The organism is Streptomyces malaysiensis subsp. samsunensis, from assembly GCF_024519315.1.
Lineage (GTDB): Bacteria > Actinomycetota > Actinomycetes > Streptomycetales > Streptomycetaceae > Streptomyces > Streptomyces malaysiensis.
The window spans coordinates 25,939-42,388 of the sequence record NZ_JANIIC010000075.1 but is presented as its reverse complement, the minus strand read 5'-3'; the positions used below and the strand labels follow the sequence as shown (position 1 = coordinate 42,388).

The 16,450-nt window shown below is 71.1% G+C and carries 12 protein-coding genes and 1 tRNA gene; 9 read left to right on the top strand and 4 right to left on the bottom strand.

What is annotated here, in order from left to right:
* The 5 genes from NQU54_RS41470 to NQU54_RS41450 form a co-directional block, all read left to right on the top strand.
* Positions 1-543, top strand: a 543-nt coding sequence (locus tag NQU54_RS41470) for an EboA domain-containing protein (RefSeq protein WP_257635507.1), incomplete at its 5' end; no start/stop codon positions are given.
* Positions 543-1,421 carry a TatD family hydrolase gene (locus tag NQU54_RS41465; protein ID WP_257635506.1) on the top strand — a complete coding sequence of 293 codons (879 nt, stop codon included), beginning with the start codon at positions 543-545 and terminating at the stop codon, positions 1,419-1,421. The genes NQU54_RS41470 and NQU54_RS41465, both read left to right, overlap by 1 nt.
* 9 nt (positions 1,422-1,430) lie before the next feature.
* A complete protein-coding gene (gene eboE, locus NQU54_RS41460) occupies positions 1,431-2,609 on the top strand; it encodes a metabolite traffic protein EboE (RefSeq protein WP_257635505.1) in 1,179 nt (392 codons plus the stop codon).
* The gene (locus NQU54_RS41455; protein ID WP_257635504.1) at positions 2,606-4,045 is read left to right on the top strand and encodes an alkaline phosphatase family protein; all 1,440 of its coding nucleotides are present in this window, start codon (positions 2,606-2,608) and stop codon (positions 4,043-4,045) included. The genes eboE and NQU54_RS41455 overlap by 4 nt, the downstream gene beginning before the upstream one ends.
* On the top strand, positions 4,042-5,094 hold the full coding sequence (locus tag NQU54_RS41450) for a sugar phosphate isomerase/epimerase family protein (RefSeq protein WP_257635503.1): 1,053 nt from the start codon (positions 4,042-4,044) through the stop codon (positions 5,092-5,094). The genes NQU54_RS41455 and NQU54_RS41450 overlap by 4 nt, the downstream gene beginning before the upstream one ends.
* Positions 5,095-5,267: 173 nt before the next feature.
* Here NQU54_RS41450 and NQU54_RS41445 read toward each other — a convergent pair whose 3' ends face one another.
* The 4 genes from NQU54_RS41445 to NQU54_RS41430 form a co-directional block, all read right to left on the bottom strand.
* Positions 5,268-6,659 (bottom strand): OFA family MFS transporter, encoded by a 1,392-nt coding sequence (locus NQU54_RS41445; protein WP_257635502.1) that lies wholly within the window; start codon positions 6,657-6,659, stop codon positions 5,268-5,270.
* Between the two features lie 227 nt (positions 6,660-6,886).
* Positions 6,887-9,022 (bottom strand): acetate--CoA ligase family protein, encoded by a 2,136-nt coding sequence (locus tag NQU54_RS41440; protein ID WP_257635501.1) that lies wholly within the window; start codon positions 9,020-9,022, stop codon positions 6,887-6,889.
* A 2-nt stretch (positions 9,023-9,024) separates the two neighbouring features.
* On the bottom strand, positions 9,025-10,272 hold the full coding sequence (gene frc / locus NQU54_RS41435) for a formyl-CoA transferase (RefSeq protein ID WP_257635500.1): 1,248 nt from the start codon (positions 10,270-10,272) through the stop codon (positions 9,025-9,027).
* A 12-nt stretch (positions 10,273-10,284) separates the two neighbouring features.
* A complete protein-coding gene (locus tag NQU54_RS41430; RefSeq protein WP_257635499.1) occupies positions 10,285-11,967 on the bottom strand; it encodes a thiamine pyrophosphate-binding protein in 1,683 nt (560 codons plus the stop codon).
* Between the two features lie 182 nt (positions 11,968-12,149).
* Here NQU54_RS41430 and sucC point away from each other — a divergent pair, with 182 nt between their 5' ends.
* The 4 genes from sucC to NQU54_RS41410 all read left to right on the top strand — a co-directional run bounded on the left by sucC (position 12,150) and on the right by NQU54_RS41410 (position 16,224).
* Complete coding sequence (sucC, locus tag NQU54_RS41425) at positions 12,150-13,283, top strand: ADP-forming succinate--CoA ligase subunit beta (protein ID WP_257635498.1); 1,134 nt, start codon at positions 12,150-12,152, stop codon at positions 13,281-13,283.
* A 13-nt stretch (positions 13,284-13,296) separates the two neighbouring features.
* Entirely contained in the window at positions 13,297-14,193 is an 897-nt protein-coding gene (gene sucD, locus NQU54_RS41420; protein WP_257635497.1) for a succinate--CoA ligase subunit alpha, read from the top strand.
* 268 nt (positions 14,194-14,461) lie between these two features.
* Complete coding sequence (locus NQU54_RS41415) at positions 14,462-16,006, top strand: aldehyde dehydrogenase family protein (RefSeq protein ID WP_257635496.1); 1,545 nt, start codon at positions 14,462-14,464, stop codon at positions 16,004-16,006.
* Positions 16,007-16,139: 133 nt separating this feature from the next.
* Positions 16,140-16,224: transfer RNA gene (locus NQU54_RS41410), tRNA-Leu, on the top strand.
* Positions 16,225-16,450: the final 226 nt, after the last annotated feature.

Here is a 16,450-nt window from a genome sequence, read left to right as displayed (position 1 = left end):
GGGGGGGGGGCCTCCTCCCCCCCCCCCCCCGCCGGACCGCCCCCCCCCGCCGAGACGGCCACCCCCGCCGAAGACCTCGACCCCCACGACCTCCCCGACGCCGCCCGCATCCTCATCCTCCATGCCGCCGACGCGGACGCGCGGACGGCCGCGAGGCTGTACGCGCACGGCACCGGCGCCGAGCGCCGGGCCGTGCTGCGCGCGCTCCCGCACCTCGCCCTCTTCACCGGCCCCGACGCCGTCCCGCTCGTCGAGGACGCCCTGCGGACCAATGACACCCGGCTGGTGGCCGCCGCCGTCGGCCCGTACGCCGCCCGCCACCTCCCGCCGCACAGCTGGCGGCAGGCCGTGCTCAAGTGCCTGTTCACCGGGGTGCCCCTCAGCGCCGTCGCGCAGTGGGAGCGCAGGGCGCGCGGGGACGGCGAGCTGGCCCGCATGCTCACCGACTACGCCCGCGAGCGCACCGCCGCCGGCCGCCCCGTCCCCGGCGATCTGGACCGCGTACTGGCCCTGGCCCGCGACCTGACCCGTGAGGAGTCCTGATGCGCATCTTCGACCCCCACATCCATATGACCTCCCGCACCACCGACGACTACGAGGCCATGTACGCGGCGGGGGTGCGCGCCGTGGTCGAGCCGTCCTTCTGGCTCGGGCAGCCCCGCACCTCGCCCGCCAGCTTCTACGACTACTTCGACGCCCTCCTCGGCTGGGAGCCCTTCCGGGCCGCCCAGCACGGCATCGCCCACCACTGCACCCTCGCGCTCAACCCCAAGGAGGCCAACGACCCGCGCTGCGTCCCCGTCCTGGAGGAGCTGGAGCGCTATCTCGTCAAGGACGGCGTCGTGGCCGTGGGCGAGATCGGCTACGACTCGATGACCCCGGCCGAGGACACCGCCCTGGCCACCCAGCTCCAACTGGCCGCCGACCACGGTCTGCCCGCGCTCGTCCACACCCCGCACCGGGACAAGCTGGCCGGGCTGCGCCGCACCCTCGACGTGGTGAAGGAGTCCGCGCTGCCCCTGGACCGCGTCCTGGTGGACCACCTCAACGAGACCACCGTCGAGGAGGCCAGGGACAGCGGCTGCTGGCTGGGCTTCTCGGTCTACCCGGACACCAAGATGGACGAGCGGCGGATGGTCGCGATCCTCCGCGCGTACGGGACCGAGCGGGTCCTGGTCAACTCGGCCGCCGACTGGGGCAGGAGCGATCCGCTCAAGACCCGCAAGGTCGGCGACCTGATGCGCGCCGAGGGCTTCACCGAGGACGACGTCGACCAGGTGCTGTGGCGCAACCCGGTCGCGTTCTACGGGCTCAGCGGCCGCCTCGAACTGGACCTCGACGTCGAGGACACCGCCACCACCGCCACCCACGAGGGCAACTCCATCCTGCGCGGCGCCCCCGCCGCGCCGACCGGACGGTGAGGAGACCCCATGCGCTTCCGCCACCCCGACGGCTCCACCGTCCACCTCGCCTACTGCACCAACGTCCACCCCGCCGAGAACCTCGACGGCGTCGTGGACCAGCTCCGGCTGCACTGTGAACCGGTCCGCCGCCGCCTGGGCCGCGACCGGCTCGGCATCGGCCTGTGGCTGGCCCGTGACGCCGCCCGCACCCTGAGCGCCGACCCCGCCGAACTGCGCAGGCTGCGCACCGCGCTGGACACCCGCGGCCTGGAGGTGGTGACCCTCAACGGCTTCCCGTACGAGGGGTTCGGCGCCCAGGAGGTCAAGTACCGCGTCTACAAGCCCGACTGGACCGATCCGGAGCGGCTGGAGCACACCACCCATCTGGCCCGGCTGCTGGCCGCGCTGCTCCCCGACGACATCACCGACGGCACCGTCTCCACCCTGCCGCTGGCCTGGCGCACCCCCTTCGACGACGACCGGGCCCGCGCCGCCCGCCGCCACCTCACCACCCTCGCCCAGCGGCTCGACGCCATCCAGGAGCTCACCGGCCGTTCGATCCGCATCGGCCTGGAGCCCGAGCCCGGCTGCACCGTCGAGACCACCGCACAGGCCATCGAGGCGCTCACCGCCCCCGGCGGCCCGCCGCTGGACCGCATCGGCGTCTGTCTGGACACCTGCCATCTGGCGACACAGTTCGAGGATCCGCACACGGCTGTCGACGCGCTCACCGCCGCCGGGGTCCCGGTCGTCAAGGCACAGCTGTCCGCCGCGCTGCACGCCGAGGACCCGGGGCGGCCGGCGGTGCGGGAGGCCCTCGCGGCCTTCGCCGAGCCCCGCTTCCTCCACCAGACCCGCACCCGGGACCCCGAGGGCGGCGTCCACGGCACCGACGACCTCGACCAGGCGCTCGCCGGCGGGCTCGGCGACACCGCGCCCTGGCGGTCCCACTTCCATGTGCCGCTGCACGCCCCGCCCGAGCCCCCGCTCACCTCCACCCTCCCGGTGCTGGCCGACGCCCTCGCCCGGCTCGTCGGCGGGCCCGCCCCGCTGACCCGCCATCTCGAGGTGGAGACCTACACCTGGCAGGCGCTCCCGGCCGAGCTGCGCCCCCGTACCCGCGACCGGCTCGCCGATGGCATCGCCGCCGAACTCGCCCTCGCCCGCGACCTGTTGACCGACCTCGGCCTCAAGGAGCTGCCATGAGCGACCCGAGCCACCGGAGCGATACGAGCGCCGGGACCGGCCCGACCCCGCTCCTCGTCCTCGACGTCGTCGGGCTCACCCCACGGCTGCTGGACCATATGCCGCGCCTCAAGGCGCTCGGCAGCTCCGGCTCCCGCGCCTCGCTGGGCACCGTGCTGCCCGCCGTCACCTGCGCCGCCCAGTCGACGTTCCTCACTGGCACCACCCCCGCCGAACACGGCATCGTGGGCAACGGCTGGTACTTCCGCGAGATGGGCGAGGTGCTGCTGTGGCGGCAGCACAACGGCCTGGTAGGCGGCGACAAGCTGTGGGACGCCGCCCGCCGGGTCCACCCGGGCTACACCGTGGCCAATGTCTGCTGGTGGTACGCGATGGGCTCGGACACCGACATCACCGTCACCCCGCGCCCCGTCTACTACGCCGACGGCCGCAAGGAGCCGGACTGCTACACCCGGCCCCCCGCGCTGCACGACGAACTCACCGCGAAACTCGGCACCTTCCCGCTCTTCCACTTCTGGGGGCCGGGCGCCGATCTGGTCTCCTCGCAGTGGATCATCGACGCCACCCGCCACCTGCTGCGCACCCGCCCCACCGATCTGGTGCTGACCTACATTCCGCATCTGGACTACGACCTCCAGCGCTACGGCCCCGACGACCCCCGCGCCCACGCGGCCGCCGCCGAGCTCGACACCGCCCTCGGCCCGCTGCTGGACGACGCCACCGCCCGCGGCCGCACCGTGGTGGCGCTGTCCGAGTACGGCATCACCCCGGTCTCCCGGCCGGTGGACATCAACCGGGCGCTGCGCCGCGCCGGACTGCTGGAGGTGCACACCCAGGACGGCATGGAATACCTGGACCCCGGCGCCTCCCGGGCCTTCGCGGTCGCCGACCACCAGCTCGCCCATGTCTATGTGCGCCGCGAGGAGGACCTGGAGGCCACCCGCACCGCCCTGGCCGGTCTGACCGGGATCGCCGAACTCCTCGACGACGAGGGCAAGAAGGCGCACGGCCTGGACCACCCCCGCTCCGGGGAGCTGGTGGCGGTCGCCGAGCCGGACGCCTGGTTCACGTACTACTACTGGCTCGACGACGCCCGCGCCCCCGACTTCGCCCAGCTGGTGGAGATCCACCGCAAGCCCGGCTATGACCCGGCCGAGCTGTTCATGGACCCCAAGGACCCCTATGTGCGACTGCGGGCCGCCACCGCGCTGGCCCGCAAGAAGACCGGGATGCGCTACCGCATGGCCGTCGTCCCGCTCGATCCGGCCCCGGTGCGCGGCAGCCACGGCCGTCTGCCGGACCGCGAGGAGGACGGCCCCGTCCTCCTCTGCTCCCAGCCCGGCGCGGTGCGCGGCCGGGTGGCCGCCACCGACGTCAAGACCCTGCTCCTCCACCTCGCCGGCTTGACGAACGCATCAGAAGGAGACACCCCGTGAAGAGGGCCCAGGACAACCCCGAACTCGCCGATACCCTCCGCCGCCGCAGATTCCTCGGCGTCGCCGCGGGCGCCACCGCCGCCGGTCTGCTCGGCACGGCCACCGCCACGGCGGCCGAGACCGGCACGGCCGCCCGGACCGGCACCGCGGCCCAGCACGGCCGGGGCGGCCCGCTGGTGCCCCGCGGCCACCTCGGCATCCAGCTCTACACCCTCCGCGACCAGGTGCAGTCCATCGGCTTCGCCCGTGTCTTCGAGGAACTGGCCCGATACGGCTACGACCAGGTGGAGTTCGCCGGATACACCCAGGGCACCGGCGACATCACCCTCAAGCAGCTGGGGCGGCTGATGCGGGACAACGGGCTGCGCGGCATCGGCAGCCACGTCGGCTACTACTCCGACGACCCCAAGGCGTACACCTTCGCCACCAACCTCACCCAGGTGCTCGACGACGCCGAGGCGCTCGGCCTGCCGCATGTGGGCACCGCCTCCGGGCCCTGGCGCTACGGCTCCACGGTGGAGGGCTGGAAGCGCTGTGCAGAGGAGTTCAACACCTATGGTGCGGCGGCCAAGGCGCGCGGGATGAAGTTCTACCAGCACAACCACGCCGAGGAGTTCTCCTTCGCCACCGACCGGCCGGACGTCCGCCTCTACGACGTACTGCTCGCCGAGACCGACCCCGACCTGGTCCATCTGGAGATGGACATCTACTGGGCGTATGCGGGCCAGTTCCGCTTCGGCAAGAAGGCCGACGGCTCCCCGGCGCCCTTCGAGCCGCTGGACTACGTACTGCGGGCCCCGCACCGCTACCCGCTCTTCCACGTCAAGGACGGCGAGCACGACGAAACCGCCCCCGACGGCTACCGGATGGTGGACGTCGGGGACGGTGACATCGACTACCGCCGCTTCCTGACCGAGGTCGGCAGGACCCATGGCGGCCGCCGTGACCACCAATGGCTGGTGGAGCACGACCAGCCGGCCGATTCGCTCACCACCGCCCGCCGCTCCGCCCGCTATCTGCGGTCCCTGCGGTGCGGCGGACGGGGCTGAGCGAGGGCCCCGCGCGGCGGGGCTAAGCGCTCCGCTGGAAGGGCCGCGATGTGTCGTTGGCCGTCCGCGGCGCCGTCGTGGCTGGTCGCGCCCACGTGGCGGAGCCACACATCGGCACAGCACCGCGCCCCTTCGGGGCGCTGCCGAACCGTAGCGGACTTCGCCCGACCCGCTTAGACGACCTCGCGGCTGATCGGCTGCGGGTTCGGGGCGATCCCCCGGACCCGCGGCCGGCCGGGCTGCCGCAGCAGCAGGGCCACCGCGGCCGCCACCATGGAGATGCCTCCGGCGAGCGCGTACGCGCCGTCGTAGCCCCAGGAGTCGACCACCATCGAGCCGAGGCCGCCGCCGAACAGCCCGCTGATCAGCTTTCCGCTGTACACCAGGCCGTAGTTGGTGGCGTTGTAGTTCTCACCGAAGTAGTCCGGGGTCAGCGCCGCGAACATCGGGTAGAAGGCTCCGCCGCCGAATCCGGAGAGGAAGGCGAAGAAGAGGAACAGCACCTCGTTGTGGATGTTGCCGGCCCAGATCACCCCGAACTGGGCGAGGCCCAGCACCACGATGACGAACACCAGGGTCGACTTCCGGCCCCACAGGTCCGAGAGCCAGCCCACCACACCGCGTCCGACACCGTTGATGACGGACATGATGCCCATGGACGAGGCCGCGACCAGCGGGCCGAAGCCCACCTCCTTGGCGTAGTCGACCTGGAAGGAGATCCCGAAGATCGACACCCCGGCGGTGAGCACCAGGGAGAACCACATCAGTGGCAGCATGCCGGTCCTGATGGCCTCCTTGGGGGTGTACTGCCGCACCGCCGGCGGGTTCTTGGTCAGGCTCGTGGCGCTCTTGGCGTTACCTGAGTAGCTCAGCGGGTCGATATCGGCGGGCCACCAGTTCTTCGGCGGGTCCTTGAAGAACCAGGCGCAGATCGCCACGATGATCAGCACATAGACACCGATGAGGTCGAGGATCTCGTCGAAGTTGCCGGTGTCGAACCAGTAGTTGAAGATGAAGATGAACGGCAGCGCGCCGTAGGCGAACCCTCCGTTGACAAACCCCGTCTTCGCCCCGCGCCGCTCCGGGAACCATTTGCCCACCATATTGATGCAGGTGGCGTAGACGAACCCGGAGCCGAGCCCGCCGATGACGCCGAAGCCGACGATCGCCATGAAGACGTTGTCGACGTGGGAGAGGGCCAGGAAGCCGATCAGACACAGCCCGGCTCCCAGGAACATCGCCTTACGGGCGGTCAGGATGCCCTTCTCCCGCAGCCATCCGGCCGGGAAGGCGATGCCCGCCTGGAAGAACACCCAGACGCTCAGGATCCAGAAGGTGTTGCTCTGGGTCCAGCCGTGCGCTTCCGAGAGCGTGTCCTCGGCCGAGCCGTACGCGTACTCGGACACGCTGATGGCCATCATCGCGACCCACGGCAGATAGACCATCAGCTTCCGGCTGTGGCCCAGGATGTCGCGGTCGGTCTCGCCGATGCGGTACGTGCGTCCCTTGCTGTCCTGCACTTCACGGAAGGGGAGTACCCCTTCCGGTTGTTCTCCTGTGCTCATGTCGTCCCCTTGGCTTCGAAGGAACCCGGCCAGCGCCCCCTGTCCAAACTCTTCGTGCTCCGGGAAACGTGGGTGGCTGAGCGGATCGGCGGAAGTCGGCCGCGGTTCGGCGGCGCCCCGAAGGGGCGCGGTGCTGTGCCGTTGTGTGGCTCCGCCACGCGGGCGCGACCAGCCACGACGGTGCCGCAGACGATCGACGGCAGGTCGGGGCACTTCCGGTGAAACGCTCAGGTCAGCAGCCCCGCGGACCGGGCCCAGCGGTACTTGGCCCCCAGGACGGCCACCGGCTTCTCGGTGGTGTACGGATACGCCACGACCCCGTGCTCGAAGAGGTATGCGCACGCCTCCTCGACCTCGGTGTCGCCCGCGAGCGAGGCCACCACCGGTTTGGCGATGCCCTGCGCGCGGAACTCCTCGACGACCCGCGCGGTCAGCTCGGCGAACACCATCGGCGGGGTGACGATGGTGTGCCAGTAGCCCAGCACCAGGGAGTGGATCCGCGGATCCTCCAGCCCCAGCCGGATGGTCGCCTCGTAGGTGGACGGCGGTTCGCCGCCGGTGATGTCCACCGGGTTCCCGGCCGCGCCGAACGGCGGGATGAAGCGGCGGAAGGCGGCGTCCAGGTCCTCGGGGATCTCCATCAGGGACAGCCCGTTGTCGACGATCGCGTCCGACAACAGCACCCCCGAACCCCCGGCGCCGGTGATGATGACGACGTTGTCACCCTGTGGTGTGGGCAGCACCGGCAGCGCCCGCGCGTACTCCAGCATCTCGCCCAGACCCGGCGCCCGGATCACCCCGGCCTGCCGCAGGATGTCGTCGTAGACCGCGTCATCCCCGGCCAGCGCGCCGGTGTGGGAGCCGGCCGCCTTGGCGCCCGCCGCCGTACGGCCCGCCTTGAGGACCACCACCGGCTTCCTGGGCACCGTGGCCCGCGCCGCCTCCACGAAGGCCCGGCCGTCCTTGAGGTCCTCCAGGTGCATCGCGATGCACTGGGTGTGGTCGTCCTCGCCGAACCAGGTCAGCAGATCGTCCTCGTCCACATCCGACTTGTTGCCCAGTCCGACGATGGCCGAGACACCGGTCTTGGTCGTCCGGGCGAAGCCCAGGATGGCCATCCCGATGCCACCGGACTGCGAGGTGAGCGCCACCGGCCCCTTGACGTCGTACGGGGTGCAGAAGGTGGCGCACAGATCCTGCCAGGTGGAGTAGTAGCCGTAGATGTTCGGCCCCAGCAGCCGCACCCCGTGCTCCTCGCCGATCTCCACGATCCGCCGCTGGAGCTCGTGTTCACCGGTCTCGGCGAAGCCGGACGGGATCAGCACGGCGTTCGGGATGCCCTTGCGGCCGACCTCCTCCAGCGCGGCGGGCACGAACTTCGCGGGGATCGCGAAGACCGCCACATCCACCTCGCCGGGGACGTCCGTGACGCTCTTGTACGCCTTGCGGCCCAGGATGTCGTCGGCCTTGGGGTTCACCGGGTGGATCTCCCCGGGGAAGCCGCCGTCGATGAGGTTGCGCATCACCGAATTGCCGATCTTGCCGTGCTCGTTGGAGGCGCCGACCACCGCCACCGAACGCGGCTGCATCAGCCGGCGCATCGCGCCCAGGATCTCCTCGCGCGTATAGCGGCGGCGCTCCTGCGGGGCGGGGTCCCCGATCAGCAGCCGCACATCGGCGGCCAGCACCCCGCTCGCGGTGGCGAACACCGGGTTGAGATCGACCTCCGTGATCTCGGGGAAGTCCGCCACCAGCCGGGAGACCCGCACGATCAGATCGGCGAGCGCCGCCCGGTCCACCGCCTCCCCGCCGCGCACCCCGCGCAGCACCTCGGCGGCGCGGATCCCGTCCAGCATCGACAGCGCCTCGTCCTCGCTGGCCGGGGCCAGCCGGAAGGTGATGTCCTTCAGCACCTCCACCAGCACCCCGCCGAGCCCGAACGCCACCACCTTGCCGAAGGTGGGATCGGTGACCGCGCCGACGATGACCTCCTGGCCGCCGTCCGGGACCATCTGCTGCACCTGGACGCCCTGGATCCGGGCCTCGGCGTCGTACGCACGGGCGTTGTCGACGATCGAGGTGAACGCGCTCCGCACCTCGGCGCAGGACGTCAGCCCCACCCGGACCCCGCCCGCGTCGGTCTTGTGCAGGATGTCCGGGGACACGATCTTGAGGACGACGGGGAAGCCGATCCGGTCGGCGAGCGCCACCGCCTCGTCGGCGGTCTCCGCCAGCCCCTCGGCCGGGGTCGGGATGGAGTACGCGTCGGTGATCCGCTTCCCCTCGGGAGCGGTCAGTGCCGTGCGCCCCTCGGCACGGGCGGCGTCCAGCACCGCCCGCACGGCATCGTTGTCATACGTCACCGTCAGATCACTCCGTTCGTCTTGAGCAGCCGCACTTCCTCGTCGCCGAGCCCCAGCTCTCCGACGTACACCTCTTCGTTGTGCTCACCCAGCAGCGGGGAGCGCTCGACCTGAACCGGGGAGTCGGAGAGCTTCAGCGGGGAGCCGACCGTGGTGAAGGAGCCGCGCTCGGGGTGGTCGACCTCGACGATCATCTCGTTGGCCGCGAGCGACGCGTCCTCGACGATCTCCTTGGTGGACAGGATCGGCCCGCACGGGATGTTCTCGGCCGTGAGCTGCTCCAGCACCTGCCACTTCGGCAGCGTGCTGCTCCACTCCTCGATCAGCTGGAACATCTTGGCCAGCTTCGGCAGCCGTGCCTCGGGCGCGGCCCACTCCGGGTCCTCGGCCAGTTCGGGGCGGCCGATGAGCCGGGTGATGGGCTCCCAGCCGACCGGCTGCACAATGACGTAGACGTAGTCGTTGGGCCCGCCGGGCGCGCATTTGACCGCCCAGCCGGGCTGGCCGCCACCGCTGGCGTTGCCGCTGCGCGGCACCTCGTCGCCGAAGTCCTCATTCGGATACTCGGCGAGCGGTCCATGCGCCAGCCGCTGCTGGTCGCGCAGCTTGACCCGGCACAGATTGAGCACCGCGTGCTGCATCGCCACATTCACCCGCTGGCCGCGGCCGGTGTGGGTGCGCTGGTAGAGCGCGGCGAGGATGCCCGCCACGCAGTGCACCCCGGTGCCGGAGTCGCCGATCTGGGCGCCGGTGGCCAGCGGCGGTCCGTCCTCGAAACCGGTCGTGGACATCGACCCGCCCATGGCCTGCGCGACCACCTCGTACGCCTTGAACTTGGTGTACGGGCCGTCGCCGAACCCCTTGATCGAGGCGTAGACCAGCCGCGGGTTGATCTCCTGGATGCGCTCCCAGGTGAATCCCATGCGGTCCACGGCGCCCGGACCGAAGTTCTCCACCAGGACGTCGCTGCGGCGGATGAGCTCGGTCAGGATCTCCTTGCCGCGTTCGCTCTTGGTGTTGAGGGTGATGCTCCGCTTGTTGCAGTTGAGCATCGTGAAGTAGAGCGAGTCCACATCCGGGAGATCGCGCAGCTGTTTGCGGGTGATGTCGCCGGTGATGTTCTCCAGCTTGATCACATCGGCGCCGAGCCAGGCGAGCAGCTGGGTGGCGGAGGGACCGGACTGCACATGCGTCATATCGAGGACGCGGATGCCCGTCAGAGCTTGATTGGCCTGGGCAGCCTGGGACATGGTGGCGCCTCCCTACTTGTACATGGTCTGGTTCATGGTTCCGGGGGCGTACGCGTCCGGGTCCACCCAGACGTTGATCAGCGACGGCTTGCCGGACTCGCGGGCGCGGCGCAGCGCCGGGCCGATATCCGCCGGGTCGCGGACCTCCTCGCCGTGGCCGCCGAGCATCCGGGCGAACTGGTCGTAGGGCACATCGCCCAGGGTGTTGCCGACCCGCTCGCGCTGCTCGCCGTACTTGGCCTTCTGGCCGTAACGGATCTGGTTCATCGAGGAGTTGTTGCCGACGATGCCGACGAACGGCAGGTCGAAGCGGACCAGTGTCTCGAAGTCCCAGCCGGTCAGGGAGAAGGCGCCGTCGCCGAAGAGCGCCACCACCTCCTTGTCGGGGCGGGCCTTCTTGGCGGCCATCACGAACGGCACCCCGACGCCGAGCGTCCCCAGCGGGCCCGGGTCCATCCAGTGGCCGGGCGACTTGGGCTGGATCACCTGGCCGGAGAAGGTGACGATGTCGCCGCCGTCGCCGATGTAGATCGAGTCCTCGGTGAGGAAGTCGTTGATCTCGCTGACCAGGCGGTACGGATGGATGGGGGAGGCGTCGGAGCGGAGGCTGGGCAGCCGCTTCTCGATCGCCTTCTGCTCGGCGGCCCGCAGCTCGTCCAGCCACTCCTTGCGCTTGCCCGCGCCGCCGTTGATGCGGCCGGAGGCGGCCTGGGTGACGGCGGAGAGGATCAGCCCCGCGTCGCCCACGATGCCCAGGTCGATGTCCCGGTTCTTGCCGACCGTGCGGTAGTCGAGGTCGATCTGGACCACGGTGGCGTCGGGGGAGAGCCGCTTGCCGTAGCCCATCCGGAAGTCGAAGGGCGTGCCGACGATGATGATGAGGTCGGCGTTGGAGAAGGCGTAGCGGCGGGAGAGCTGGAAGTGGTGCGGATCGCCGGGCGGCAGTGTGCCGCGCCCCGCGCCGTTCATGTACGCGGGCACATTGAGGGTGCGCACCAGCTCGATGGCCGAGCCGGTGGCGCGGGTGGTCCACACCTGGCTGCCCAGCAGGATCGCCGGCTTCTCGGCCTGGACCAGCAGATCGGCCAGCTTCTGGACGGACTCGGGGTCGCCGGCGGCGCGGGTGGAGGCGCGGTAGTGCCCCGCCAGGGGGACGCGCGCCTTGTCCACCGGCACCTTGGCGTCCAGCACATCGCGCGGGATCTCCAGGAAGGAGGGGCCGGGGGCGCCGTGGAAGCACTCGCGGAAGGCCATGGAGACCATGTCGGCGGCGCGGGCGGTGTCCGGGACGGTGGCGGCGAACTTGGTGATCGGCGCCATCATGTCCACATGGGGGAGGTCCTGGAGGGACCCCATCTTGTGCTGGGTGTGGGCTCCCTGGCCGCCGATGAGCAGCATGGGTGACTCGGCGCGGAAGGCGTTGGCGACGCCGGTGACCGCGTCGGTGGTACCGGGGCCGGCGGTGACGACCGCGCAGCCGGGCTTGCCGGTGATCCGGGCGTAGCCGTCGGCGGCGTGGGCGGCGACCTGTTCGTGGCGTACATCGATGACGTCGATGCCCTCGTCGACACAGCCGTCGTAGATATCGATGATGTGGCCGCCGCAGAGGGTGTAGATGACCTCGACGCCTTCTGCTTTGAGTGCTTTGGCGACCAAGTGCCCGCCGGAAATGAGGTCCTGGCTGTCGTCGGGCATGGCGAATCGCGTCCCTTCGTAGGGGTCGGTACGGCCTCGCAAGTGGATTGCATACAGTCGACGTTATCCTGTATGAACTTTGTTATCCCACCATCGGTCGAGCGATGTCCAGGGGGCGTGCGCCACTCGTTCGAACCAGCGCCGGACCAAGCGCTGTTGACGGGCCATCAGGGAGCTGACACATGGACCTGTACGAACATCAGGCACGGGAACTCCTTCACCACAACGGCGTGCGGGTGCCGAGAGCCGAAGTCGTGGACTCGGCCGAGGCCGCCCGCGCGGCCGCCGAACGGCTGGGCGGACGCGTCGTCATCAAGGCCCAGGTGAAAACCGGCGGCCGGGGCAAGGCGGGCGGGGTGAGGCTCGCCGACGACCCGGTGGCCGCCGAGGAGACCGCACGGCGGATCCTCGGCATGGACATCAAGGGCCACACCGTGCACCGGGTGATGGTCGCCGAACCGGTCGAGGTGGAACGGGAGCTGTACCTCGGCTTCGCCCTGGACCGGGCCGCGGGCCGCTTCCTGGCCATCGCCTCCGCCGAGGGCGGCATGGAGATCGAGGAGGTCGCCGCGCGCCGTCCCGAGGCGGTGGCCCGGATCCCCGTCGACCCGGCCGAGGGGGTGACCGAGGCGAAGGCCGCCGAGATCGCCATCGCCGGGGGACTGCCGCGGGAGGCGGCCGGGACCATCCGCCGGCTGTGGACCGTCCTGACCGCCCAGGACGCCCTTCTGGTCGAGGTCAACCCACTGGTGGTGACCCGCGACGGCGCGATCGTGGCCCTGGACGGCAAGGTCACCCTGGACGACAACGCGAGCTACCGGCAGCCGTCATGGGACGACGCCGACGACCGAGCCCGGGACCCGCTGGAGGCGAGGGCCGCGGCCGTGGGGCTCGGCTACGTCAAACTCGACGGCCAGGTGGGCGTCATCGGCAACGGCGCGGGCCTGGTGATGTCCACCCTGGACGTCGTCGCGGGCTGCGGCGCCCGCCCGGCCGACTTCCTCGACATCGGCGGCGGCGCCTCGGCCCAGGTGATGGCCGACGGGCTCTCCCTCGTCCTCGACGACCCCGATGTGCGCTCCGTCCTGGTCAATGTCTTCGGTGGCATCACCGCCTGCGACGCGGTGGCCGACGGCATCGTGCGCGCCCTGGACACCGTCCCCCTCACCAAACCGCTCGTCGTCCGGCTCGACGGCAACAACGCCGCACGTGGCCGAGCCATTCTTGGCCAATTGGCTCATCCACTCGTCCACCAGGCCGACACCATGGACGGCGCCGCCGCGCGCGCCGCCGAACTCGCCGCGACCGCCGCATAAGGGGGCTCCTCGCATGGCCATCTTCCTCACCAAGGGCAGCAAGGTCATCGTCCAGGGCATGACCGGCGCCGAAGGCATGAAGCACACCCGGCGCATGCTCGCCGCCGGCACCGATGTCGTCGGCGGTGTCAATCCGCGCAAGGCCGGGGCCCGGGTCGACTTCGACGGCCGTACGGTGCCCGTCTTCGGCTCCGTATCCGAGGCCATGGACACCACCGGCGCCGATGTGAGCGTGCTCTTCGTCCCGCCGCCGCACGCCAAGGCCGCCGTCATCGAGGCCGCCGACGCGCGGATCCCGCTCGCCGTCGTCATCACCGAGGGCATCCCGGTCCATGACGCGGTCGCCTTCCAGGCGTATGCGCGGGCCCGCGCCACCAGGGTCATCGGCCCGAACTGCCCCGGTCTGATCTCCCCGGGCCGGTCCAACGCGGGCATCATCCCCGCCGACATCACCAAACCCGGCCGGATCGGGCTGGTCTCCAAGTCCGGCACCCTCACCTACCAGCTGATGTACGAACTGCGCGACATCGGCTTCTCCACCTGCGTGGGCATCGGCGGCGACCCCGTCATCGGCACCACCCACATCGACGCGCTGGCCGCCTTCGAGGCCGACCCCGAAACCGACCTGATCGTGATGATCGGCGAGATCGGCGGCGACGCCGAGGAGCGCGCCGCGCGGTACCTCGCCGACCACGTCACCAAGCCGGTCGTCGGCTACATCGCGGGCTTCACCGCCCCCGAGGGCAAGACGATGGGCCACGCGGGCGCCATCGTCTCCGGCTCCTCGGGCACCGCCGCGGCCAAGAAGGCGGCGCTGGAGGCGGCCGGAGTGAGAGTGGGAGCGACCCCCACGGAGACCGCCGGGCTGGTATTGGCCCTTCTGGCCGAAACAACCGGCAACCGCGCGTGATGTGAGCCATACCCGATCCGCGATCGGCTCACCGTCACGCCCGGTGCCACTACGTTCCTCCCCGTACGGGGACGCATGCCGTGCGCGGACGCATGCCGTACGGGCGCTCCCGCCGTACGGGCGCTCCCGCCGTGCGGGCGTCCCCGCCGTGCGGGCGTCCCCGCCGTGCGGGCGTCCCCGCCGTGCGGGCGTCCCCGCCGTGCGGGCGTCCCCGCCGTACGGACCGCCACATCCCGCCCCGCCTGTGCAACGAGAGCGGAGATCACCGATGGCACCCACCCTCACCCTCAAGCCCGGAACCGCCTGGGGCGACGCCTGGCAGCGCTGCCTCGCCGTCGCCCCGGAGGCGTTCCAGGACGACCGAGTCCTCAATCTCTGGGACGGCACCTGGCACCGCGACGGCCGGGCCCTCCCCGCCACCACCCCCGTGGACGGCACCCCGATCGCGGGTCCGCCGCGGCTCGACGCCACCACCGCCCACCAGGCCGTACGCGCATCCCTCGACCAGCACCGCCGCTGGCGCCACATCGCACTCGCCGAGCGCCGGGCGCGGGTGTCCGCCACCCTCGACGCGCTCTGCGAGCACCGGCAGCTGCTCGCCCTCCTGCTGGTCTGGGAGATCGGCAAGCCCTGGCGGCTGGCCCAGGCCGATGTGGACCGGGCCACCGACGGCGTCCGCTGGTACGTCGACGAGATCGACCGCATGGCCGAGGGCCGCACCCCGCTGCCCGGCCCGGTCTCGAACATCGCCAGCTGGAACTACCCGATGAGCGTCCTCGCCCACGCCATGCTCGTCCAGGCGCTGGCCGGCAACGCCGTCATCGCCAAGACCCCCACCGACGGCGGGCTGGCCTGCCTCACCCTCGCCTGCGCGCTCGCCGCCCGCGAGGGCATCCCGGTCACCCTCCTCAGCGGCAGCGGCGGTGAGCTCTCCGAGGCCCTGGTCCGCTCGCCCGAGATCGGCTGCGTCTCCTTCGTCGGCGGCCGCGACACCGGCGCCCGGGTCGCCACCGCCGTCGCCGACCTCGGGAAACGCCACATCCTCGAGCAGGAGGGGCTCAACGCCTGGGGCATCTGGAACTTCACCGACTGGGACGCCCTCGCCCCACTGATCCGCAAGACCTTCGACTACGGCAAGCAGCGCTGCACCGCCTATCCGCGCTTCGTCGTCCAGCGCTCGTCCTTCGACGCCTTCCTCTCCGTCTACCTCCCGGCGGTCCGCTCCATCCGCGTGGGCCACCCCCTCGCGGTGGAGCACCCCTCCGACGACCTCCCCGACCTGGACTTCGGCCCCCTGATCAACGCGGCCAAGGCCAAGGAGCTCACCGACCAGGTGAGCGAGGCCATCGACCGCGGCGCCGTCCCCCTCCACCGCGGCGACCTCGCCGACGGCCACTTCCTCCCCGGCCAGGACCTCTCCGCCTACACCGCCCCCGTCACCCTCCTCAATCCGTCCTCGACCTCCCCGCTGCACCACGCCGAGCCCTTCGGCCCGGTCGACACCCTCGTACTGGTCGACACCGAGGCCGAACTGCTCGCCGCCATGAACGCCAGCAACGGCGCCCTCGTCGCCACCCTCTCCTGCGACGACCCCGCCACCTACGACCGTCTGGCCCCCCAGATCCGCGCCTTCAAGACCGGCCACGGCAAGCCCCGCTCCCGCGGCGACCGCGATGAGCTCTTTGGCGGCTTCGGCGCCTCCTGGCGCGGAGCCTTCGTCGGCGGCGACCTGCTGATCCGAGCCGTCACCGAGGGCCCCGCCCCCGAACGCCTCCCCGGCAACTTCCCCGACTACCACCTGATGCCCACCTGATCACCCAGCGTGCCCACCCCCGCGTCCCCCCAGGTCGGCGCGGGGGCGGGCGCCCGGCATACGCGGGTGAAACGCACTCCGAAACCTTGGTATCGTGGTCGATGTCGCCGCGGCCAGCCGCGGGACACACCTGGTCCGGGTGGCGGAATGGCAGACGCGCTAGCTTGAGGTGCTAGTGCCCTTTATCGGGCGTGGGGGTTCAAGTCCCCCCTCGGACACGTTCTTACGTACACGGATGAAGCGGGTTGTGACTTAACGGTCACAACCCGCTTCTTCATGTCGTAGGTGAGCGCGAGGCCGAAAGCCTGGTAGAGAGGGGCTTTGCGGTCGGCGGGGGCGGCGAGGAGCCGGTCGGTGAGATCACCGAGGTCTTTGATCATGCCGTGGATCTGTTCGTCGGTGAGGACGGTGCGCCGGGCTGCGCTGGCGGTGATGAGTTGTTGC